This window comes from Acidimicrobiales bacterium (assembly GCA_035536915.1).
Lineage (GTDB): Bacteria > Actinomycetota > Acidimicrobiia > Acidimicrobiales > JAHWLA01 > JAHWLA01.
This window is the reverse complement of record DATLNE010000027.1, coordinates 1-20236: the sequence shown is the minus strand read 5'-3', so window position 1 is coordinate 20236 and position 20236 is coordinate 1. Positions and strand designations below refer to the sequence as shown.

Here is a 20236-nt window from a genome sequence, read left to right as displayed (position 1 = left end):
GAATCTAGATGATCGTCAGACGACGAACGAGAGACGCCTATTCGTCGCATCCAGCACGGCGCGAGCGATGGCGTCTTCGGGGCCTGCCGAGCGCACCGGGGCAGAGCCCAGCAGCACCTCTTCGTAGGGCGGGTTGAGCAACACGATGCTGGCCGTGGCGAACGAGCGGGTGCCGAGGTTCTGCAGGGCGGCGCCCTCCACGTCGAGTCGGCCGGCCCGGGGGTCGTGCCGTGACAAGGCGTCGAGGGTGGCCCGGGCCACGAGCACGTTGATAGTGCCGGAGGCGACCGTGCCCTCGGCTTCGCCGATCTCTTCGATGTCACCTCGGCGCAGGCCGACCTTGGCTGTGGCCCGCAGGCCGCTGCGTGCCGTCGAGACCGTCGACACGGTGATGCGGTCGTCGTCGATCGCCGTGGCGGTGGCGCCGCTGCCGTTCTGCAGAGCTTCGGGCAGGTTCCCGTTGTCGAGCTGCACCACCGAGATGACCCGATGGTCGAGTTCCATGTCGAAGCTGACCTTGGCCACCGACTGGATGTCGCGCACCAACTGCTTGGGGTGCTTGGCGGGCGTGGCCAGCACGTGTACCTCGACGGGCCGGTCGAACTGGTCGGTGACCAGTCGCACGGCGGTCACCTCGGGTATGCGACTCAGTTCCCGTTCGATCTCCGCGAGGTCAACGTCCACGGAGCAACAGTACCGACCGGGGTCCGTCGCCCGGGGGACGGTCAGTCGAACTCGATGGCGCTGTACTCGCGCAACTTGTAGAGGCGGTGGCGGGCGTCGATGCGCCGGACGGTGCCGGACTTCGACCGCATGACGAGCGACTGGGTGGTGGCACCGCGGGCGTCGTAGTGCACGCCCCGCAGGAGCTCGCCGTCGGTGATGCCGGTGGCGGCGAAGAAGCAGTTGTCGCCCTGCACCAGGTCGTCGAGGCTGAGCACGACATCGAGGTCGTAGCCGGCGTCGACCGCCTCTTGGCGCTCGGCCTCGTCGCGAGGCCACAGGCGCCCCTGCAGCTCGCCGCCCATGGACTTGAGGGCCGCCGCGGCGATCACGCCTTCGGGGGTGCCGCCGATGCCGAAGAGGATGTCCGCGCCCGAGTCGGGCCAGGCCGTGGAGATGGCGCCCGCCACGTCGCCGTCGGGAATGAGGCGGATGCGGGCACCAGCTGAGCGCACCTCGTCGATGATGGCCTCGTGGCGGGGGCGGTCGAGGATGACGGCGGTGACGTCGCGCACGCTTTCCTTCTTGGCGGCGGCGACGGCCTTGAGGTTCTCGGTGACCGACTGGCGGATGTCGACCATGCCGACAGCCTCGGGGCCGACGGCGATCTTCTCCATGTAGACGCACGGCCCGGGGTTGAACATCGTGCCCCGATCGCTGACGGCGATAACGGCCAAGGCGTTGCCCCGCCCCAGCGCGGTGAGCGTGGTGCCGTCGATGGGGTCGACGGCGATGTCGGTCATCGGCGGCGAGCCGTCTCCGATGTTCTCGCCGTTGTAGAGCATGGGCGCTTCGTCCTTCTCGCCCTCGCCGATGACGACGATGCCGTCCATGGGCACGCTCTGGAGCACGATGCGCATGGCGTCGACCGCCGCGCCGTCGGCGCCTTCCTTGTCGCCACGGCCCATCCAGCGCGACGCCGCCAAGGCGGCGGCCTCCGTCACTCGGACGAGCTCGAGAGCCAGGTTGCGATCGGGTGCCTGTCGTTCAGCGGCCGCCATAATCGGCGGACGTTAGCCCGGCCATCCCGCCCCGCCCCAGTTCGAGCGGCCACGATTGGCCGATGCGGGAGGCCTATCTCGATGCCCTGCGGGCGTTCAGCCTGTTGATCGTGGTGGTGTGGCATTGGGTCTTCACCGTCATCGTCTGGCAGCACGACGGCCCCCACGCGTCGAACCCCATCGGAGCCACCCGCGGGCTGTGGCTGCTCACTTGGCTGTTGCAGGTCATGCCCGTGTTCTTCTTCGTCGGGGGCTACGTGCACCGCCGCGCCTGGCTCTCGCTGCGGGCATCCGGCCGCGGCTACGGCACATTCCTCTTGGGACGGGTGCGGCGGCTGTTGGTGCCCGCGGGCATCGCCCTCGCCGTGGCCTTGGTGATCCGGGTGGCCGTCGGCATCGCCATGCCCGACGTGGGGTGGCTCGACCGGTCGTTGTTCCTGGTGCTCAGCCCCTTGTGGTTCCTCTGTGTCTACATCGTGCTGGTGGCCATCGCCCCGGCGGGCGTGTGGCTGCACGAGCGCACCGGCGAGGCGGGCTTGGTGGTGTTGGTCGGCGCCGTGGCGTGGGTCGACCTGTTGCGCTTCCACTACGACATCGGCTGGGCGGCGTGGCTCAACTGGCTGCTGGTGTGGGGGACCGTCCACCAGTTCGGCTTCTTCTACGAACGCCTGCGCAACGCCGGACGACGGGCGCACGCCGCGCTGGCGTTGGCCGGCTTCGGCGCCCTGACCGTGCTCACGAACATGGGCCTGTACCCGCGCTCGATGGTGGGCGTGCCGCAGGAGTCGATCTCCAACATGGGGCCGCCGACGTTGTGCATCCTCGGCTTGGGTGCCTTCCAGGTCGGCGTGGTGCTGGTCGTGCAGCCGTGGGTGGAGGCGCGCCTGGCCCGGCCTCGGGTCGAGCGGGCACTGGGGTGGGCGACGAGCATGTCGATGCCCGTCTTCCTGTCGCACGCCTGGGGCTTCGCCTTGGCCTACGGCGTGCTGCGGCTGGTCGGCCTACGGGCACCGGAGACCACCAACTTGGTGTGGTGGGCGCAGCGGCCCTTGTGGGCGCTGGCGCCGTTGTTGGTGACGGCCCTGTTGTTGGCCGGGCCGGGCTTGGTGGTGCGACGCCGCTCAGCGCGGTAGCAGCCGGCCGATCGGGCGGCGGGCGCGAGGTTCCTCCTCGGCGGCCTCCGCCGGCTCGTCGGTCGTCTCCGGTTCCGCAGCCGCCGCCACCGGCTCGTTTTCGGTGCCTTCGTTGCGGCGAGTGACCGCCTCGAGCACGTCGCCGGCCCGAGGAGCTTCGGCGGCCAACATGGCGAGGCCGCGGGTGGCGTTGTCGAACGACGGCACCAGGTTGGCCGCTTCGTTCATGAGCTTGCCCAGCTGCGCCCGCACCAGGCCCGCTTCGCTGTGCACGGCGGCGATGGCCTGCATGGCTTCGTCCCATGCCGCCTTGGCCGCGGTGGCCGCCTGCCGGCGGATGGCTTCCACCTCGCGCTCGGCGTCTTCGTGGCGGCGGGCCACCAGTAGCTCGGCCTCGATCATCACCAGGGCGGCGTCCTGCAGGCGGCGCTGGCGTTCCTCGTCGGCCGCGGCGATGAGTTCGGCCGCTTCCGTGCGGGCCTCGGCCACCACGCGCTCGTGCTCGTCGGCGGCGCGGAGGCGGACGTGTTCGATCAGCTCGTCGGCCCGGCGCCGGGCCTCGGCCTCGACGCCCTTGGCCGCCTCTTCGGCGGCCCGGGCGCCGGCCTCGGCCTGCTCGTGGGCCTGGGCCAGCAGGGCGCTCGCCTCTGCCGTCGCCGCGGCCAAGGCGTCGGCCCGAAGGCGTTCGTTCTCTTCGTGCGCCTGGGCGGACGCCTCCGTGCGGATGCGCTCGGCCTCGGCCTGCGCTTCGGCCCGCAGGCGCTCGACCTCGCCGTCGATGCCGGCGCGGTAGGCGTCGGCCTCGCCACGGATCCGTTCGGCGTCGGCCGTAGCTTCGGCGCGGATGCGCTCGACCTCGCCGTCGATGCCCGCCCGATAGGTGTCTGCCTCGGCCCGGACCCGTTCGGCCGCCGCCTGCGCGTCGTCGCGAAGCCGGTCGGCTTCGGCTGCGGCGTCCACCCACATGCGCTGGGCTTCGGCGTCGGCCTCGGTGGTCAGTTGCTCGGCTTCGGCCACGGCGTCGGTGCGGATGCGCTCGGACTCGGCCGCCGCCTCGGCCAGTACCTGCGCCGCTTCGTCGCGCCGCCGCCGGCCTTCGGCGTCGGCCTCGGTCGTCACCTTCTCGGCTTCGGCCACTGCGTCGGCAACCACCTGGGTCGCTTCGTCACGCAGGCGCTGCGCCTCGACCTCGGCCTCGGCGGCGATGCGCGCTGCGACCTCCTCGGCCTCGGCCCGCAACCGTCCGGCTTCGACCTCGGCGTCGGCGGCGACACGTCCCGCTTCCTCGACGGCCTCGGCCCGCAGGCGGTCGGCGTCGGCCAGGGCTTCGCTCAGGGCTTCGTCGGCTTCGGCGCGGAGGCGGGCCACGGCGGCGTCCGCTTCTTCGCGCACCGTCGCCGCGGTGGCGACGATGCGCGCCGCCTCGTCCTCGGCCTCGGCCAGCTTGGCCGTGACCTCCGTGGCGAGGGCGGTGCGCACCTCCTCGACCTCGACTGCGGCCGCCTCCCGCAGTTGCTCCGCTTCGGCGGTGGCATTGGTACGGATTTGCTCGGACTCGCTGCGCATGCGCTCGGCCGCCGCGTCGGACTGCTCCCACACGCTGTCGGCTTCGGCCAACAACCGCGCAGCGTGGTCTTGGGCGTCCTGGCGCAGGCGCCCCGCTTCACTCTCCGCCTCACGCACCATGACGGCGATCCGCTGCTCGGCCTCGGCGACCTGGCGGGTGGCGTCGGTACGCATGACGGCGGCGTGGGCCACCACGGCGTGGGCGTCGGCCCGTAGCTTGGCCGCCGTCTGCTCAGCCTCCTGCAGGACGCGCGCAGCCTGGCTTCGCAGCCGCTCGATCTCCGCCTGGTCGTCGTGTGCCACCGCTACTCCGTCCCTCCGACCACTGTCAGTGAACAAGTGTGACCGAGATCGGCCCGCCGCACCAGGGGCAAAGCCAAAACGAAGGTCAGCCGCGGCGGAGCAGCCGCGCCAGCGGCCTCGAACGCGGCGGCGCCACCACCTCGACTGCTGCCGACAACTCGGCAGGCGGCGGTGGTGCCAGCGCGGCCGTCGGCGCGCTCGGCGCCGCAGGGCCGGCGGCCAACGCCTGTGATGCCCCTTCCAGCGCAGGCAGCAAAGCGGATGCCTGTTGCACCAACGCACTGAGCTGTTGGTGGATGGCCATCACGTCGGCTTGCAGGGCGGCCACCGTGGCGGTGGCGTGTGACTCCACGGCGCGGGCGTCGCCTTCGGCCTGGCGCCGCACCCACTCGGCTTCGCGGTCGGCGGCGGCCATGCGCCGCTCGGCGGCCTCGCGGGTCTCGTGCAACAGGACGGCGGCTTCGTCGGCCGCTTCCCGCCGGCGGCGAGCGGCCGCTTCTTCGGCCTCGTGCAGTGCCTGGGCGGCCCGGGCTCGGGCGTCGGCCTCCGCCTGTGTGGCCTCCAGCTCGGCCTGGCGCACGAGCCGTTCCCGCTCGCGCAGTGCCTCGGCCGCTGCTCGCTCCGCCGCCTGGCGCAGCTCTTCGGCCTTCTCGTGGGCCTGCATGCGCAGCCGGCCGGCCTCGACCCGGGCTCGCTCGAGGATGGAGGCGCCTTCTTCCTCGGCCTCTTCCAACCAGGCGCTGATCTCGGCGTCGGCTTCGGCGATGCGCCGCTCCACCTCGCCCGACATGTCGACGGCGGGGAGCACGCCGGGCTCCGGCTTGGCCCGTTCGCGCAACACCGCGAAGAACATGGCCTCGCGCTCGACTTCGGTCATCACCACCCACGATACGGCGCCCGCGCCCCCATCCAACGGACCTAGCCTTCACCCAATGCCCGTCTCGGTAGCCATGTGCGCGCGCGGCCGCGCCCTGTCGGAGCCGCGCCTGTCGCCCGACGGGACCGTCGTTGCCTTCCTCGCCCGCGACGCCAACGGCACCCGCCTGCTCACCGTTCCCGCCGCGGGCGGGCCCGAGTTGGTGGTCACCACCGACCCGCCACCCGCCTTTCGCGGCGGCGTCTTCGACTGGGCGCCCGACGGCCGCACCATCGTCTACGCCACCCCGTGGGGCGACATCTGCCGCATCCCGTCGACCGGTGGCCTGGTCGAGGCGCTCATGCCCGACGCCGCCGCGGCGGCGCTCAGCGTCTCGCCCGACGGCACCCGGGTGGCCTACGCGGCCGACGAACTGGCCCGCATCAAGGTGCTCGACCTGGCCACCGGCGCGGCGGCCACGGTGGCCGACGAGGCCGACTTCTGCCTCGACCCGGTGTGGTCGCCCGACGGCACCCGCCTGGCCTGGCACGAGTGGGACGTGCCGAACATGCCGTGGGACGAGAGCCGCATCGTGGTCGCCGACCTCGCCAGCGGCGCCCGCCGGGTCATCGCCTTCCCCGGCGCCGCCGTGCAGCAGCCCCGCTTCTCGCCCGACGGCACCGCGCTGGCCTTCCTCTGCGACGAGGGCGGTTGGCTCACACTGTGGGTCGCCGACCCCGACCCCCGCCCCCTGCTCGACGAGGCCTACGAACACGGCGGGCCCACATGGGGGCCGGGCCAGTCGACCTACGCCTGGCTGCCCGACGGCGACCTGGTGGTGACTCGAAACGAGCACGGCTTCGGGCGCCTGGTGCGGGTGTCCGACCAGGCGGAGCTGGGCAAGGGCGTGCACAGCGCGCTCAGCGCCCGCGGCACCACCGTCGCCTGCATCCGCAGCGGCGCCCGCACCCCCACCGCGGTCACCGTCTACGACGACGGCCGCCGCACCGCCGTGGCCCGAGGACCGGTGGGTGGGTTCGAGGCGCTTGACCTCCCCGAGCCCGAAGCCGTCACCGTGTCGGGGGTGCACGGCCGCCTCTACGCCCCCGGCCCCGACAAGCCGCTGCTGGTGTGGCTCCACGGCGGGCCGACCGACCAACGCCGGGTCGAGTTCGACGCCCGCCTCGCCTACTTCCTCGATCGGGGCTGGGCCGTGCTCTTCCCCGACTACCGAGGCTCGACCGGCTGGGGCCGGGCCTACGCGCAGGCGCTTCGGGGCGAGTGGGGGAGGGCCGATGCCGAAGACGTAGCAGCCATGCTGGCTGCCTCCGACCGCTGGGACGCCGGCCGCATGGCGGTCATGGGCGGCTCGGCGGGCGGCCTCACCGTGCTGCGCCTCTTGGCCGACCACCCCGGGCTGTTCCGGGCCGCGGTCGCCCTCTACCCGGTGTGCGACCTGGCCGAGCTGGCCGCCACCACCCACCGGTACGAAGCGCACTACACGCAGCACCTGGTCGGCAGCCCTGCGGAGCACGTGGCCCGTTCGCCCCTCACCTACGCGTCGCGCATCACCGACCCGCTGCTCCTCCTGCACGGCACCGACGACGTGGTGGTGCCCGCCGCCCACACCCGCACGCTGGCCGCGGCGGTGGCCGGGTACGTCGAGCACCACGAGTACGAAGGGGAGGGGCACGGCTGGTCGAAGCCCGCCACCACCGAGGACGAGCTCACCCGCGTCTCCGCCTTCTTCGACCGCTTCGTGCTTGGATAACGGGATGAGCACCGACGACGACCACGACCTGCTCGTCTACGAGCTGGACGACTGGACGGCGGAGGACCGGGCCCGGCTCTCGACCCTCCTCACCACCCAGGGCATCGCCCACCAGTGGGACGGCGACGAACTGCTGGTGCCCGAGGCGGAGGAGGAGCGCATCGACGCCCTGCTCGACCAGGTGGAGTTCCCCGACGCCCTCGACGAGGCCGACGACGAAGGCGACGACGACGAAGAGCGCTACGAGGTGCTCTCCGACCTCTTCCTCGCCATGGACCAGGTGGCCAACGCCAACCCCGTGCAGGTCGAACTGGCGGCCGAGGCCATCGCCGCCGTGCAGGCCGCGCTGGCCCTGCCCCAGCCCTTCGGCATCGACGACGCCACCTGGGACCAGGTGCGCCGGCGGGCCGCCGCCGTGTCGCACGCCCTCCAAGAAGAGGCCGACGACGACTTGATCGTGGCCGACGCCGCCGTCCTGCGCGACCTGCTCCGCACCCTCGTCTAGAAGTTGCGTCGGAAACGGCGCGGAAAACAGCGCGATCCGTACGCAACCTCGGCCACGTAGCGAGCAGGCTGCCGGTAGCGTCACGGTCGTGCTGCTGGCGGAGCTGGAGATCCGGCACTCCCGGGCCATCGCCCCCACCCGCCGCATCGCGCTCGGCGACCTGTACCTGCCCGTCGAACCTGCACCCGGCTTCGGCGGGCTGCTGCTGGCCGCCATCGTCGGGGCCTGCACCCCCAAGCTCGACGACGAGTCCCGCGACGACATCGACCGCCTGCTGGCCGACCTGGAAAGCGGCAAGCGCATCGTCCAGCCCCGGCTGCGCCACCGTTTCCAGACCGACACCCACGGGCTCGACCGCAGCCGCCATCGTTTGGTCGGCGACGGCGAGGCGGTCGACCTCGAGGTCGACGGCCACGGCGCCGTGCTGCCCCAGGCCCTCGGCGCCCTCTATGCAGCGGCCAAGCTGTCGTACCGGGTGCGGCCCGACGTCTTCCGCATGCTGCGCCGGGCCACCCGATGGGAAGGCCCCGGCGACGCCCGACTGCTGCGCTACCTGTCGTCCGACGAGGCCGCCTTCCGGCCCTGGCGCCGCCCGGGCGACGACGAAGAGTCGTGGGCGCTCACCGTGCTCGGCTTCGAGACCGGTGTCGAACCGGCCCGTAGCGAGATCCTGCGCCGCTTCCGCTCCCTCGTGCGCGACGCCCATCCCGACCACGGGGCGGCGGCCGAGGTCGCCGGTGCCCGCATCACCGACCTGACCCAGGCCAAGCGCATCCTGCTCGCCGATGCCTGACGCCGCCCTGCTGCTCACGCCCGGCGCAGGAGCGGACCGCGACCAACCGGCGCTGGTGGCCGTCGAGCAAGCGCTCGACATCCCCGTCGAGCGCATGGACTTCCCCTACCGAAAGGCCGGACGGCGCGCCCCCGACCGGGCTCCGGTGCTGGTCGCAGCGGTGCGCGAGGGCGCGGCGGCGCTGGCCGCCCGCACCGGCCTGCCCCCGGAGCGGCTGTTGCTGGGCGGGCGATCGATGGGCGGGCGCATGTGCTCGATGGCCGTCGCCGAGGGGCTACCCGCCCTGGGCCTGGTGCTCGTCAGCTATCCGCTGCACCCGCCGGGCAAGCCCGACCGCCTCCGGGTCGACCACTTCGGCGCCCTCGACCTGCCCTGCCTGTTCGTGTCGGGCACCAAGGACGCCTTCGGCACCCCCGGCGAGCTCACCCGCCACGCCAAGGCCATCCCCGGGCCGGTCACCTTTGCCTGGATCGACGGCGGCGACCACGGGCTTCGCCGCCGTGACGCACACGTGGCAGAAGTGGTCGAAACCTGGGTGACTGCCCTCCTCGCGGGGTAGGAGCGGTCGCACTATCGCGCCATGGGTGGTGAAGGAATAACGCGTCCCGCGCGAGAAAAGGACGTGTAAGCAGCTTTAGCCGTTGTCCGCTACTCAGAGTGGCGGTACAGTAGTCAGAGTTCCCCGGGTAGGGGTACGAAAGGGAAGAGGGGCACTGATGCGTCGTTCCACCATTGTTGCGGGCGCGCTGGCCGTCGGGTTTTCACTCGGCATGCCGGTTGCAGCCGTTGCGCAGGACTACGTCAACACAACAGATCCGCCTCGCGTGCGTGGCACCACAGAGACGCGCACCGGCAGCGACACCAAGGTCGCAGGCGTGACAACCAGCCGTGACGCGGGGTCGCTGGCCGTGACCGGCGGCGACATCGTCGGCATGGTCGCCATCGGCGCAGGAGCCATCGGGCTCGGCACCGTCCTCGTTCGCCGGGGTCGCACCCGGTCGACGGCATCCGCCTGATCTACCAGGTCCGTCCACATCACCTGCGCCCCGACCGGAGCTGAACGAGCGCGATGAAAGCGATCAACCCAGCGCAGGTGACGGAGTCGTCCTCCGTCGCCGTCCACGACCTGCTGACCCGGGCCGCCACTGTGCGCGCCCGGCCGGGGGTCGTGCGCTTGGCGCGGTCGTTCGTCGTGCTGGCCGACGCGGCCACGGTGACCGCCGCCATGTTGGCGGTGCTGGCCCTGCGCCACACCTTGCCCGAGGACACCACGCCGGTCGACGTCGCCGCCTTCACCAAGGTGTGGGCGCTGGCCTTGCCGGTGTGGATCGGCTTGTTCGCCCGGTACCGCCTCTACCACGCCCGCCACATCACCACCCGGCGCGACGAGCTCACCCGCATCGTCCATGCCGTGGGCCTTGGCGTGGTCGGCGTGGCCGTCGTCGCCTACTCCCTCGACGAGTTGGTGCCGCGGTCGTGGCTGCTGTCGCTGTTCGCGGTGGCCACCGTCGCCATGGCCGCCGAGCGCGAAGTGGTGCGCTACGCCTTCAACCGCCTCCGCCGCCGCGGGCACTGCCTGCGGCCGGTGGTGATCGCGGGCACCGGCCCTGAGGCCTTGGCCCTGGCCACCATGCTGGGCGAGCAGCCCGAGTTGGGCTACCGGGTCGTCGGCCTGGTCGGCAACCCCGGCCAGAGCATCCATCCGAAGCTGGTGGAGTACGGCCCCGTGCTCGACTCCCGCACCAAGGTGGCCGAGCAGGTGCGCATGGCGGGCGCCACCGGCGTGCTGGTCGCCACCACCGACGTCGACACCGAGACCAGCAACCGCCTCACCCGCACACTGACCGACGCCGGCATCCACGTGGAGCTGTCGTCGTCGCTCAAGGACATCGACGCCACCCGCCTGTCGGTGCGTCCGCTCGGCCGGTTCCCCGTCGTCTACGTCGAGGCCGTGCAGCGCGACGGCTGGCGCCCGGTGGCCAAGCGGGGCTTCGACATCGCCCTGTCGTCGCTGGCCTTGATCGCCGCCGTGCCCGTCCTGCTGCTCGCCGCCGTCCTCATCAAGGCGTCCTCGCCCGGCCCGGTGCTGTTCCGCCAGGAGCGGGTGGGCCGCCGCGGCCGGCGCATCCACGTGCTGAAGCTGCGCACGATGGTGGTCGACGCCGAAGAGCGGTTGCGTGAACTGCACCTGCTGAACGAGTCCGACGGCCCGCTGTTCAAGATCCGCCACGACCCCCGGGTGACCCCGGTGGGCCGGGTGCTGCGCAAGCTGTCGATCGATGAGCTGCCCCAGTTGGTCAACGTGCTCAAGGGTGAGATGAGCCTGGTCGGCCCCCGGCCTGCGCTGCCGTCCGAGGTCACGCAGTGGGGGCCCGAACTGTTCGACCGCCTGCGGGTGCAGCCCGGCATCACCGGCATGTGGCAGGTGCGAGGCCGCAGCGACTCCAGCTTCTCGCAGTACCAGCGCTGGGACCTCTACTACGTCGACAACTGGTCGATGATGCACGACATCGTGATCCTGCTGCGCACGATCCCCGTCGTGATCGCCTCAAAGGGTGCGTACTAGGCAACCCTGTCTTCCGGGTTGAGCTCTTCGAGCTCCCGGTGGGCGGTCTCCGGGTAGGCCACCAGCACCAGCACGGCCAGCAGCGCAGGACCGATGGCCAGCAACGCCAGGCCGCTGCCGAGCCGCCCGCTGCGGTCGCCCATCCAGCCCGCCACCAGCAACCCCACCACGCTGCCGACGCGGGCCAAGGCGGTGATGATGCCGTTGGCCCGTCCCCGCATGCCGGTGGGGAACAGCTCGGGGCCGTACACCCCGAGGGCGGGGACGGTGGCGGCGCCCACCACCGAGGCCAGCAGCGACCACGCCCAGATCGACCATCCCGACGACAGGTAGACGAGCAGGGTGCCGCCCACGCCGACGACGACGGCCACGGCGCCCACCAAGCGCCTGCTGTGCTCGGCCAGCCGCCCCCCCACCACGATGCCGAGGAAGCCGGGCGTGCCGGTCAGCACGGTGAAGAGGCTGATGCGGGCGGCCGAGAAGCCTTGTTCGGTGCGCAGGTACTCGTTCTGGAACTGGCTGGCCGGGGCCACGAACAGGTTGAGCAGGAAGGCCGACACCGCCAGCAGCCAGAAGCGGCGGCCGTGGCCGGCCATGCCCGCCTGTCCGTGGGGGGCGCGAAAGCGACGGCTCTCCGGCATGTGCCGCGCCGCGTGGCGCACGATGGGGACGGCGACCAGCGGTACCGCGAACAGGATGCGCCAGCCCCACGGGGCCACGTCGCACACTTGGAGCAGGACGACGCACAGGCCGGCGCCGCCGCCTGCGGCCAGGGCCAGGACGCTCAGCGCGTAGGCCCGGCTGCCCGCGGGCATCTCCTCCACCACCACGATGGCGATGACGATGAGGGCGGCGGTGACGAACCCCCGCGCCACCACTTGGCTGGCCGCCAGCCAGGCCAGCGACGGCGCCAGCGCGCCCGTCGCCGTCAGCACGCAGGCCACGGCCGTGGCCTTGAGCAGCACGCTGCGCCTGCCCCGTCGGTCGGCCAGCGCCACGATGAGCACGGTGAGCACCACATCGGCCCGCACCAGGGCCAAGGCCACCCCCTGGGCGCCCTTGCCGGTGCCGAAGTCGTCGGCCGCGAAGGTGATGGTCTGGGTGAGGATGGTGCCCATGTAGCCGGCGATGTACGACAGCAGGGCGGTGGTGCCCAGCGCCGCGGCGGCGCGGGCGTCGGCCCGTTGCGGCGGCGCCCACCACGGCGCCCGCTTCGGTTCGTGCAGCTTGCGCAGGAAGCGGCGCGACGGCAGCAGGAACACGAAGGCGAAGTAGGGGACGGCGAGGGTGTAGTCGACGACTTGGCGCACCCGCACCTGCCCGTCGGGGAGCGGCTCTGTCTCCACGCGGCGGGAGTAGGTGCGGACCGGGCCTTCAGCGCCGCGGAAGGTGCCGTCGCCGGCGGGCTCTTCCAATACGAACGACTGCCGAGGCCGCAGGACGTCGTCGAGGCGCTCGACGTCGACGACGGCTTCGGTGACCAGGCGGGTCACGCCGTGAACGTGGCGTACAACTCGGCGTAGACGGCGGCCGCGTCCACCAGGTCGGCCACCGAGACGAACTCGTCGTTGGTGTGGGCCTGCTCGATCCCGCCGGGGCCGAAGACGACGGCGGGGATGCCCGCCTGGTTGCGCACGAAGCGGGCGTCGGTGGCGAACGTCATGCCGATCACGTCGCGCTCGTCGCCCAAGGCCGCGCTGCAAGCCCGCCGCAGTTGGGCCACGAAGGCGTGCGAGGGGTCCATCTCGGAGGCTTCGCCGAAGGTGTCGAACGTCAGGTCGTAGTGCAGCTCGTCGTCGCCCAGCGCGTCGATCTTGGCCCGCAGCTCGGCTTCGGTGCCCGCGGGCGTGGCGCCCGGCAGCACCCGGCGGTCGAGCACGATGTCGCAGCGCTCCGCCACCGTGTTAGGGCCGGTGCCGCCTTTGATCTCGCCGATGTTGCAGGTGGGCGAACCCAGCAACGGGTGGCCGCCGTCGAACTGGGCGGCGTGCAGGGCGAGCACGACCTTGGCCGCCTTCTCCACAGCCGACACCCCGGCGCGGGGATCGCTGCCGTGGGCGGGCCGTCCGTGCACGGTGAGGTAGCCGACCACCAAGCCGCGCTCGGCCACGCACAGGTTCAGCGAGGTGGGCTCGGGCACCACGCAGGCGTCACCCTTGACGATGCCCGCGGCGACCATGGCCTCGGTGCCGAGGGCGCCGCCCCGCTCCTCGTCGGCCACCAGGTGGAAGACGATGTCGCAGGCGGCATCACGGCCGTCGCGTTGGAGCACTTCGAGGGCGTGGATGGCCGCAGCGATGCCACCCTTCATGTCGCACGTGCCCCGGCCGTAGAGGTTGCCGCCCGACTGCTCGCCGCCGAAGGGGTCCCATGTCCAGCCCTCGCGGTGTACGGGCACCACGTCGAGGTGGCCGTTGACGATGAGGGTGGGCCGCCCCGGTTCGCCGGTGCCCACCGAGGCGATGAGCGAGGTGCGCCCCTCGGCGACCTCGAACTCCTCGAAGCGGGCGCCGAAGGGGGCGAGGGCGTCGCGGCAGATGCCCACCGCTTCGCGTTCGTTGCCGGGCGGGTTCTGGGTGTCGACCGCCACCAGCGCCTGGGTCAGCTCGACCACCGCTCGGGCGTCGACGTGGTCCCGCATGGCGGGCGAGCATACTGACGCCGTGGATCGTTTCGTCGTGCGCCCGGGCTCGCCGCTGTCGGGCACCGTCCGGGTGGGCGGGGCCAAGAACTCGGCGCTCAAGCTGATGGCGGCCACACTGCTGGCCGAAGGCGTGCACGTCATCCGCAACGTCCCCCACATCGCCGACGTGGAGACGATGTGCGACCTGCTGTGCTCGATGGGCGTCGACGCCAAACGCGACGGCGAGACGCTGGCCATCACCCGGCCCGCCGACATCGTGCCCGAAGCGCCTTACGAGCTGGTCGAGCGCATGCGGGCGTCGATCGTGGTGCTGGGGCCGCTGCTGGCCGCCGTAGGACGGGCGCGGGTGTCGATGCCAGGCGGCGACGACCTGGGGTCGCGGCCCATCGACATGCACCTGCGAAGCCTCGAGCTACTGGGTGCCACCTTCGACCTGGCCCACGGCAACATCGAGGCGCGCGCCGACCAGTTGAGCGGCACCCGCATCCTGCTGGAGTTCCCGTCGGTCGGGGCCACCGAGAACATCGTGATGGCCGCCGTGCTGGCCAAGGGCACCACCGTCATCGAGAACGCGGCGCGCGAGCCCGAGATCACCGACCTGTGCGACTTCCTCTCCGCCATGGGCGCCCGCATCGACGGGGCGGGCACGTCGACGGTGGAGATCGAGGGCGTGGAGTCGCTGCGGCCGGTCGACCACGCCGTCATCCCCGACCGGGTGGAGGCCGCCACCTTCCTGGCCGCCGTGGGCCTGGCCGGCGGCGAGATCACGGTGGAAGGCGCCCGGGCCGACCACATGGACATGCTCCTGCAGAAGCTGGCGGCCATGGGGTTGGAGGTTTCCGCCGGCGACGGCGGGCTGTGGGCGGCGCGGCCTGAGCCCCTGCGCTCCATCGACGTGTCGACGCTGCCGTACCCAGGCGTGGCCACCGACTACAAGCCGTTCCTGGTGGCGTTGCTGTCGGTGGCCGACGGGGTGGGCATCGTCACCGAGAACCTCTACGCAGGCCGGTTCCGCTACGTGGCCGAACTGCTGCGCATGGGCGCCGACATCCGCATCCAGGGCCACCACGCCGTGGTGCGCGGCGTGCCCCGGCTGTCGGGGGCGCCGGTGAAGGCGTCCGACATCCGGGCGGGCGCCGCCTTGGTGCTGGCCGGACTGGCCGCCGACGGCGAGACGGTGGTGGCCGATGCCTTCCACGTCGAGCGGGGGTACGAGAACCTGGCGGGCAAGCTCCAGTCGCTGGGCGCCGACGTCACCTTCCACCGGGCGGAATAGGGGCCGGTACGGGGGCGGTTGTACCTTCGTGACTATGGATGCAGCACTGCTCGACGCCGTTGAAGCCATTCGCCCCGCCCTGCAGAGCGACGGCGGTGACATGCGCGTGCTCGAGTACAACGAGGAGACCGGCGTGGTCGACGTCGAGCTGCTCGGTGCCTGCGGCGGTTGCCCCATGTCGACGATGACCCTCAAGGCGGGCATCGAACGGATCCTCAAGGACCGGGTCCCCGGCCTCACCGAAGTGCGAGCCAAGGGCATCGACTTCGACGTCATGGAGGACGCGCTGTAAGTGCACCGTCCTGGGGCCGCCTGCGGCGTCCCGACGGCCGGGCACCCCGCCCGCGGCGTTGCTCCTCCTCGAAATGCCTTCCAGGCATTCCTTCGTCGTCGCGCCTTGCGGGCGGCGCACCCGCCCCGCCGGGCCACTCGCAGAGGCCCCGGGACGGAGCACTAAGTTCTCGTTCCCGATGCGGAACCGAGATCCCAAGGAACTGGTCGACGCGGCGTTGCGCGGCGACCGGTCCGCCGTCGCCCGCTTGATCTCCACCGTCGAGCGCGGCGGCGAGCCTGCCCGCGAGGTGGGGCGGCTGGTCTACCCCCACACGGGCAGCGCCTATACCGTCGGCATCACCGGCGCGCCGGGGGCGGGCAAGTCGACGTTGACCGACCGGCTCATCGGGGTCGTGCGCAAGGGCGGCAGCGACGTGGGCGTGCTGGCCATCGATCCGTCCTCGCCGTTCACCGGCGGCGCCATCCTGGGCGACCGGGTGCGCATGCAGGACCACGCCACCGACGCCGGCGTCTTCATCCGGTCAATGGCGACCCGCGGCCACCTGGGCGGGTTGTCGCTGGCCACGCCGGAAGCGGTACGGGTGCTCGATGCCGCGGGCCTGCCTGTCGTGCTGGTCGAGACCGTGGGCGTGGGCCAGGTAGAGGTGGAGATCGCAGGCGCCGCCGACACCACGGTCGTGGTGGTCAACCCCGGTTGGGGCGACGCCGTGCAGGCGAACAAGGCGGGCCTCATGGAGATCGCCGACCTGTTCGTGATCAACAAAGCTGACCGCCCCGGCGCGGCTGAGACCGAGCGCGACCTCAACCACATGCTCGACATGAACATGCACATGGGGGAGTGGCGGGTGCCGATCGTGAAGACGGTGGCGTCGTCGGGCGAGGGCGTCGACGATCTGTGGGCCGCCGTCGGCTCGCACCGGGAGTACCTCGCCACAAGCGGGGAGTTCGAGCGGCGCCGGGCCAAGCGCCTGGCCGACGAGTTGCGGGAGATCGTGCTGCACCGGTTGGAGCAGGCGGCCTTCGAGCGGTGCTCGGGCCCGGAGTGGGACCGGCTGCGCGACGACCTGCTGGCCCGTCGCACCGACCCCTACAGCGCCGCCGACGTTCTGGTCCGGGAATCCCGCGCCTGAGCGCGGGATTCCCGGACCAGAACGGGCCGGCGGTAGCGTCGGCGCCCATGTCGGAACAGTTCGTCACCGTTGACCGGCGCGACGACGGCGTGGCCGTCGTGCGCCTTGACCGCCCCAAGATGAACGCCCTCAGCCCCGAGCTGTTGGAGCAGTTGGAGGCCGCGGCCAAGGAGTTGGCCGCCGACCCGCCGGGCGCGGTCGTGGTGTGGGGCGGCGAGCGGCTCTTCGCCGCAGGTGCCGACATCAGCCGCTTCGGCGGCCCCGACGAGGCCCGTGTCGTCGGCGCCCTGTTCGTGCGGGCGCTCGAAGCGCTGGAGGCCATCCCCCGGGCCACCATTGCGGCGATCACCGGCTACGCCTTGGGCGGCGGGTGCGAGTTGGCGCTGGGGTGCGACTTCCGGCTGGTGGCCGACAACGCCAAGCTGGGCCAGCCCGAGGTGCTGCTGGGCATCATCCCCGGCGGCGGCGGCACCCAGCGCCTGCCCCGGCTGGTCGGCCCCTCCCGAGCCAAGGACCTGCTCTACAGCGGCCGGCAGGTCGACGCCGCCGAAGCCCTGCGCATCGGCCTGGTCGACCGGGTGGTGCCCGCCGCCGAGGTGCTCGACGCCGCGCTGGCGTGGGCGGGGGAGTTGGCCCGCGGCGCCGTCGTCGCCCAGGGGCTGATGAAGCAGGCCGTGCAGCGCGGCCTCGACGGGTCGCTGGCCGACGGCATGGCCGTCGAGCAGGACGCCTTCGTGGAGTCGTTCCGTACCGACGACGCCACCATCGGCATCAAGTCGTTCCTGGAGAACGGCCCCGGCAAGGCCACGTTCACCGGCCGCTGAGCGGCAGTCGCTCATAAATAGCCCGAACGGGCTATAGCCGCCGGCGCCTCGTGTCGCCACAGTGTCGTTGGGGCAACGCGGGCGTGGCGGGAGACTGCCTCCGCTCTGAGGAGGCAGGTCGTGACGCGGGATTCAATTGTCGGTGGGGCGCTGGTTCGCCGTGCCCGCCGTTCGGTGTCGGTGTCCGTCGTCGTGGCCATTGCCGCGTCCCTCCTCGTGCTGGCGCCGCCCGACGTGGCGATTGCGGCGAACAACGCGTCGATCGCCGGGACGGTGTTCAACGACGCCAACGGCAACGGCACGAAGGAAACCACCGAGGCCGGCTTGGCGGGCGTCGCTGTCGCGCTCCTCAACGGGTCGACGACCGTCGGCTCGACGACCTCCTCGTCGACGGGCGCTTACTCGTTCACGAAGCTGGGCCCGGCGACGTACTCGGTACGGGTCACCGTGCCGAGTGCGTTCTTCGCCTCCTCTCCGAACCCGCTCACGGTCGTGTTGGCCAACGGGCAAGCAGCTACGGGCAAGAACTTCGGCCTGGCGCCGTCGAACGCATCGATCGGGGACCTTGTCTTCAACGACGCCAATGGGAACGGAACGCACGACGCGGGAGAGCTGGGGCAGGCGGGTGTGGCCGTCACGCTGGCCAACGGCGGAACGACCGTTGGAACCACGTTGACGAGTGCGACCGGTACCTACGCCTTCACAGGGCTTGCGCCCGCCACGTACACCGTGACGATCGCGGTGCCGAGCGGCTTCGCCTCCACGACGGCGAACCCCCGAACATTGACGCTTGGCCTAAGCCAGACGAACACGACTGTCGACTTCGGCGTCCGGCAGAACAACGCCTCCATCGGCGACCTGGTGTGGCTCGACTCCGACGGCGACGGCACGTTCGACGCCGGTGAGAGCGGCATCGCCGGCGCACGCGTCGCCCTCGTCGAGGCGGGCGCCGACGCCCAACTGGGGACCGCCGACGACGTGACGCGCCCGGAGCAGACGACGCCGGCGTCCGGGGCCTATGCCTTCACGAGCCTGCCCGCGGGCACCTACCGGGTGAGCGTCGACGCGGCGTCGTTGCCCGCAGGCACCACGGTGGCGGGCGCCGCCGCCAACCCCACGACGCTGGTGCTCGGCCCGGGCCAGGCGCGCGCCGACGTCGACTTCGCGGTGCGCCATACCGGCTCGATCGGAGACCGGGTGTGGCTCGACGCCGACGCCGACGGCGCCCAGGACGCGGGCGAGAGCGGCCTGTCGGGCGTCACCGTGCGGCTGTTCACGCCGGGGCCCGACGCCACCCTCGGCACGCTCGACGATGTGGAGTCGGCCACCGCGACAACCGACGCGTCCGGCGCCTACCTCTTCCCGCGCCTGGCGGCGGGCACCTACCGGGTGCAGGTCTCGCCGTCGAGCGCCCCCGCGGGCACGGCGGCCACGACGCCGGTGAACCGCGACGTCGTGCTGGCGGCGGGCACCGCAGTGGCCGACGCCGACTTCGGCTTCCGCTGGACGGGCTCGGTGGGCGACCGGGTGTGGTTCGACACCGACGCCGACGGTGAACAGGACGCGGGGGAGAACGGGCTGTCCGGAGTGACGCTGAGCCTGTCGAGCCCCGGTCCCGACGGCACCTGCGGCACTGCCGACGACGTCGTGGTGGCCACCACGGCCAGCGGTGCGGCGGGCACCTACTCGTTCGACAACGTGGCACCGGGCGCCTACCGCGTCCGCGCCGACGGCGGCGCCGCCCCGGCGGGTGCCGCCCCGCCGGCCGACGTCGACGTCGACGTGGCGCCCCACGGCTCGGTCACCACCGCCGACTTCGGCTTCCGCTGGGCCGCCTCCATCGGCGACCTGGTGTGGCTCGACTCCGACGGCGACCGGGCTGCCGATTCGGGTGAGCCGGGCGTGAGTGGCGTCATCGTCTCGCTCTCGGAAGCAGGCATCGACGGGGCCTTGGGTACGGCTGACGACGTCGACCACGGCACCCGGACGACCGATGCGGCGGGTGCGTATCGGTTCGCGCACGTCGCACCAGGTTCGTATCGCGCAGCCGTCGCCGCCAGTGCCCGACCGGCCAGGACCGTTCCCTCCACGCCCAGCGTGCAGGACGTCGTGGTGGCCGTCGGCACGGCTGCCGTCGAGGCCGACTTCGGCTTCAGCCCGTACGAGACCACGACGGTCGAGCTCAACCCGGCGGCGACGACGACGGTGGCGGGCAACAGTGCCTCGGCGAATACCGACGGCACCGGCACCGGCGCCTCGTTCTACTCGTCAATGGGCGGGGTGGCGATTGACGGCAACCGAGCATTCGTGGCGACCTCCGGGCACATCCGGCAGGTCGACCTCTCGACGGGCGCCACCACGACGCTGGCGGGCTCGACGAGCACCGGCTGCACGGACGGCACGTCCGGCGCCGCCTCGCGATTCGGATCGTCGCCGAGCCAGCTCGCCACCGACGGCGTGTACGTCTACAGCACCTGCAGCGAGTACCCGAACACCTACGTCCGGCGGACCTCGATCGCCACGGGGGCCACGACAATGCTCGGTTATGGCGGGACCGGCGTCGTCCTCGCCAGGGACGGCTACCTCTACACGTCGAAGAACCTCGTCGTGTACCGCATGAACCGGGAAACCGGCGCCACAACCACGCTCACGACGGTTCCGTCGTCGTTGGCATCCAGCTTGGGCGACCTGGCTGTCGACGACCAGACGCTGTGGGTCGTGGGGTCCGGCTCCTCCAACGGCGACCGCGTCATCCGCGTGTCGCTGGCCGACGGCACGGCCTCGACCGCACTGGCGCCCACCGCGGGCGTGACCAACATCAACGGCATCGCCTCGGCGGGCTCGTTCCTCT

18 protein-coding genes are annotated in these 20236 nt (G+C 72.1%); 12 read left to right on the top strand and 6 right to left on the bottom strand.

The window, feature by feature from the left end; all coding sequences use genetic code 11:
• Window positions 1-15 precede the first annotated feature (15 nt).
• Together VM938_06785 and glpX are read right to left on the bottom strand one after the other, a co-directional pair.
• Complete coding sequence (locus VM938_06785) at window positions 16-684, bottom strand: hypothetical protein (GenBank protein HVF74737.1); 669 nt, start codon at window positions 682-684, stop codon at window positions 16-18.
• 41 nt (window positions 685-725) lie between these two features.
• Window positions 726-1724, bottom strand: a complete 999-nt coding sequence (glpX, locus tag VM938_06780) for a class II fructose-bisphosphatase (protein ID HVF74736.1) — start codon at window positions 1722-1724, stop codon at window positions 726-728.
• 62 nt (window positions 1725-1786) lie between these two features.
• Here glpX and VM938_06775 point away from each other — a divergent pair, with 62 nt between their 5' ends.
• On the top strand, window positions 1787-2857 hold the full coding sequence (locus VM938_06775; protein ID HVF74735.1) for an acyltransferase: 1071 nt from the start codon (window positions 1787-1789) through the stop codon (window positions 2855-2857).
• Here the strand turns inward: VM938_06775 and VM938_06770 are convergent.
• Both VM938_06770 and VM938_06765 read right to left on the bottom strand, forming a co-directional pair.
• Window positions 2846-4726, bottom strand: coding sequence for a hypothetical protein (locus VM938_06770; protein HVF74734.1), 1881 nt, complete (start codon window positions 4724-4726; stop codon window positions 2846-2848). The genes VM938_06775 and VM938_06770 overlap by 12 nt on opposite strands.
• Window positions 4727-4811: 85 nt before the next feature.
• A complete protein-coding gene (locus VM938_06765; GenBank protein ID HVF74733.1) occupies window positions 4812-5603 on the bottom strand; it encodes a hypothetical protein in 792 nt (263 codons plus the stop codon).
• Window positions 5604-5658: 55 nt separating this feature from the next.
• Between VM938_06765 and VM938_06760 the strand changes: the two genes are divergently transcribed.
• From VM938_06760 to VM938_06735, 6 genes are all read left to right on the top strand, one after another.
• A complete protein-coding gene (locus tag VM938_06760; GenBank protein HVF74732.1) occupies window positions 5659-7353 on the top strand; it encodes a S9 family peptidase in 1695 nt (564 codons plus the stop codon).
• A gap of 4 nt (window positions 7354-7357) precedes the next feature.
• Window positions 7358-7858, top strand: coding sequence for a hypothetical protein (locus tag VM938_06755; protein ID HVF74731.1), 501 nt, complete (start codon window positions 7358-7360; stop codon window positions 7856-7858).
• A gap of 88 nt (window positions 7859-7946) precedes the next feature.
• Window positions 7947-8651, top strand: a complete 705-nt coding sequence (locus VM938_06750; protein HVF74730.1) for a hypothetical protein — start codon at window positions 7947-7949, stop codon at window positions 8649-8651.
• Complete coding sequence (locus VM938_06745; protein HVF74729.1) at window positions 8644-9210, top strand: alpha/beta family hydrolase; 567 nt, start codon at window positions 8644-8646, stop codon at window positions 9208-9210. Before VM938_06750 ends, VM938_06745 begins: the two co-directional genes overlap by 8 nt.
• Before the next feature lie 157 nt (window positions 9211-9367).
• Window positions 9368-9667: a hypothetical protein gene (locus VM938_06740; GenBank protein HVF74728.1), complete on the top strand. Its 300-nt coding sequence runs from the start codon at window positions 9368-9370 to the stop codon at window positions 9665-9667.
• A gap of 77 nt (window positions 9668-9744) precedes the next feature.
• Window positions 9745-11217: a sugar transferase gene (locus VM938_06735; protein HVF74727.1), complete on the top strand. Its 1473-nt coding sequence runs from the start codon at window positions 9745-9747 to the stop codon at window positions 11215-11217.
• On the opposite strand, the gene VM938_06730 is transcribed toward VM938_06735, so the two are convergent.
• Window positions 11214-12710 carry an MFS transporter gene (locus VM938_06730; GenBank protein HVF74726.1) on the bottom strand — a complete coding sequence of 499 codons (1497 nt, stop codon included), beginning with the start codon at window positions 12708-12710 and terminating at the stop codon, window positions 11214-11216. The genes VM938_06735 and VM938_06730 overlap by 4 nt on opposite strands.
• The gene (locus tag VM938_06725) at window positions 12707-13858 is read right to left on the bottom strand and encodes a M20 family metallopeptidase (protein HVF74725.1); all 1152 of its coding nucleotides are present in this window, start codon (window positions 13856-13858) and stop codon (window positions 12707-12709) included. The genes VM938_06730 and VM938_06725 overlap by 4 nt, the downstream gene beginning before the upstream one ends.
• A gap of 22 nt (window positions 13859-13880) precedes the next feature.
• Between VM938_06725 and murA the strand changes: the two genes are divergently transcribed.
• The 5 genes from murA to VM938_06700 form a co-directional block, all read left to right on the top strand.
• Window positions 13881-15137: a UDP-N-acetylglucosamine 1-carboxyvinyltransferase gene (gene murA, locus VM938_06720; protein HVF74724.1), complete on the top strand. Its 1257-nt coding sequence runs from the start codon at window positions 13881-13883 to the stop codon at window positions 15135-15137.
• A gap of 34 nt (window positions 15138-15171) precedes the next feature.
• On the top strand, window positions 15172-15429 hold the full coding sequence (locus tag VM938_06715; protein ID HVF74723.1) for a NifU family protein: 258 nt from the start codon (window positions 15172-15174) through the stop codon (window positions 15427-15429).
• Between the two features lie 178 nt (window positions 15430-15607).
• On the top strand, window positions 15608-16561 hold the full coding sequence (meaB, locus tag VM938_06710; GenBank protein HVF74722.1) for a methylmalonyl Co-A mutase-associated GTPase MeaB: 954 nt from the start codon (window positions 15608-15610) through the stop codon (window positions 16559-16561).
• 47 nt (window positions 16562-16608) lie between these two features.
• Window positions 16609-17385 carry an enoyl-CoA hydratase-related protein gene (locus VM938_06705; protein HVF74721.1) on the top strand — a complete coding sequence of 259 codons (777 nt, stop codon included), beginning with the start codon at window positions 16609-16611 and terminating at the stop codon, window positions 17383-17385.
• 120 nt (window positions 17386-17505) lie between these two features.
• Window positions 17506-20236: SdrD B-like domain-containing protein (locus VM938_06700; GenBank protein ID HVF74720.1), on the top strand; the 2731-nt coding region annotated here is incomplete at its 3' end.

What these genes read in the sequence shown, in the direction of transcription:
- VM938_06725 (HVF74725.1), bottom strand. Translation starts at nt 13,858, where the DNA reads ATGCGGGACCACGTCGACGCCCGAGCGGTGGTCGAGCTGACCCAGGCG.
- glpX (HVF74736.1), bottom strand. Translation starts at nt 1,724, where the DNA reads ATGGCGGCCGCTGAACGACAGGCACCCGATCGCAACCTGGCTCTCGAG.
- VM938_06705 (HVF74721.1), top strand. Translation starts at nt 16,609, where the DNA reads ATGTCGGAACAGTTCGTCACCGTTGACCGGCGCGACGACGGCGTGGCC.
- VM938_06745 (HVF74729.1), top strand. Translation starts at nt 8,644, where the DNA reads ATGCCTGACGCCGCCCTGCTGCTCACGCCCGGCGCAGGAGCGGACCGC.
- VM938_06740 (HVF74728.1), top strand. Translation starts at nt 9,368, where the DNA reads ATGCGTCGTTCCACCATTGTTGCGGGCGCGCTGGCCGTCGGGTTTTCA.
- VM938_06765 (HVF74733.1), bottom strand. Translation starts at nt 5,603, where the DNA reads ATGACCGAAGTCGAGCGCGAGGCCATGTTCTTCGCGGTGTTGCGCGAA.
- VM938_06755 (HVF74731.1), top strand. Translation starts at nt 7,358, where the DNA reads ATGAGCACCGACGACGACCACGACCTGCTCGTCTACGAGCTGGACGAC.
- VM938_06775 (HVF74735.1), top strand. Translation starts at nt 1,787, where the DNA reads ATGCGGGAGGCCTATCTCGATGCCCTGCGGGCGTTCAGCCTGTTGATC.
- VM938_06715 (HVF74723.1), top strand. Translation starts at nt 15,172, where the DNA reads ATGGATGCAGCACTGCTCGACGCCGTTGAAGCCATTCGCCCCGCCCTG.
- meaB (HVF74722.1), top strand. Translation starts at nt 15,608, where the DNA reads ATGCGGAACCGAGATCCCAAGGAACTGGTCGACGCGGCGTTGCGCGGC.
- VM938_06760 (HVF74732.1), top strand. Translation starts at nt 5,659, where the DNA reads ATGCCCGTCTCGGTAGCCATGTGCGCGCGCGGCCGCGCCCTGTCGGAG.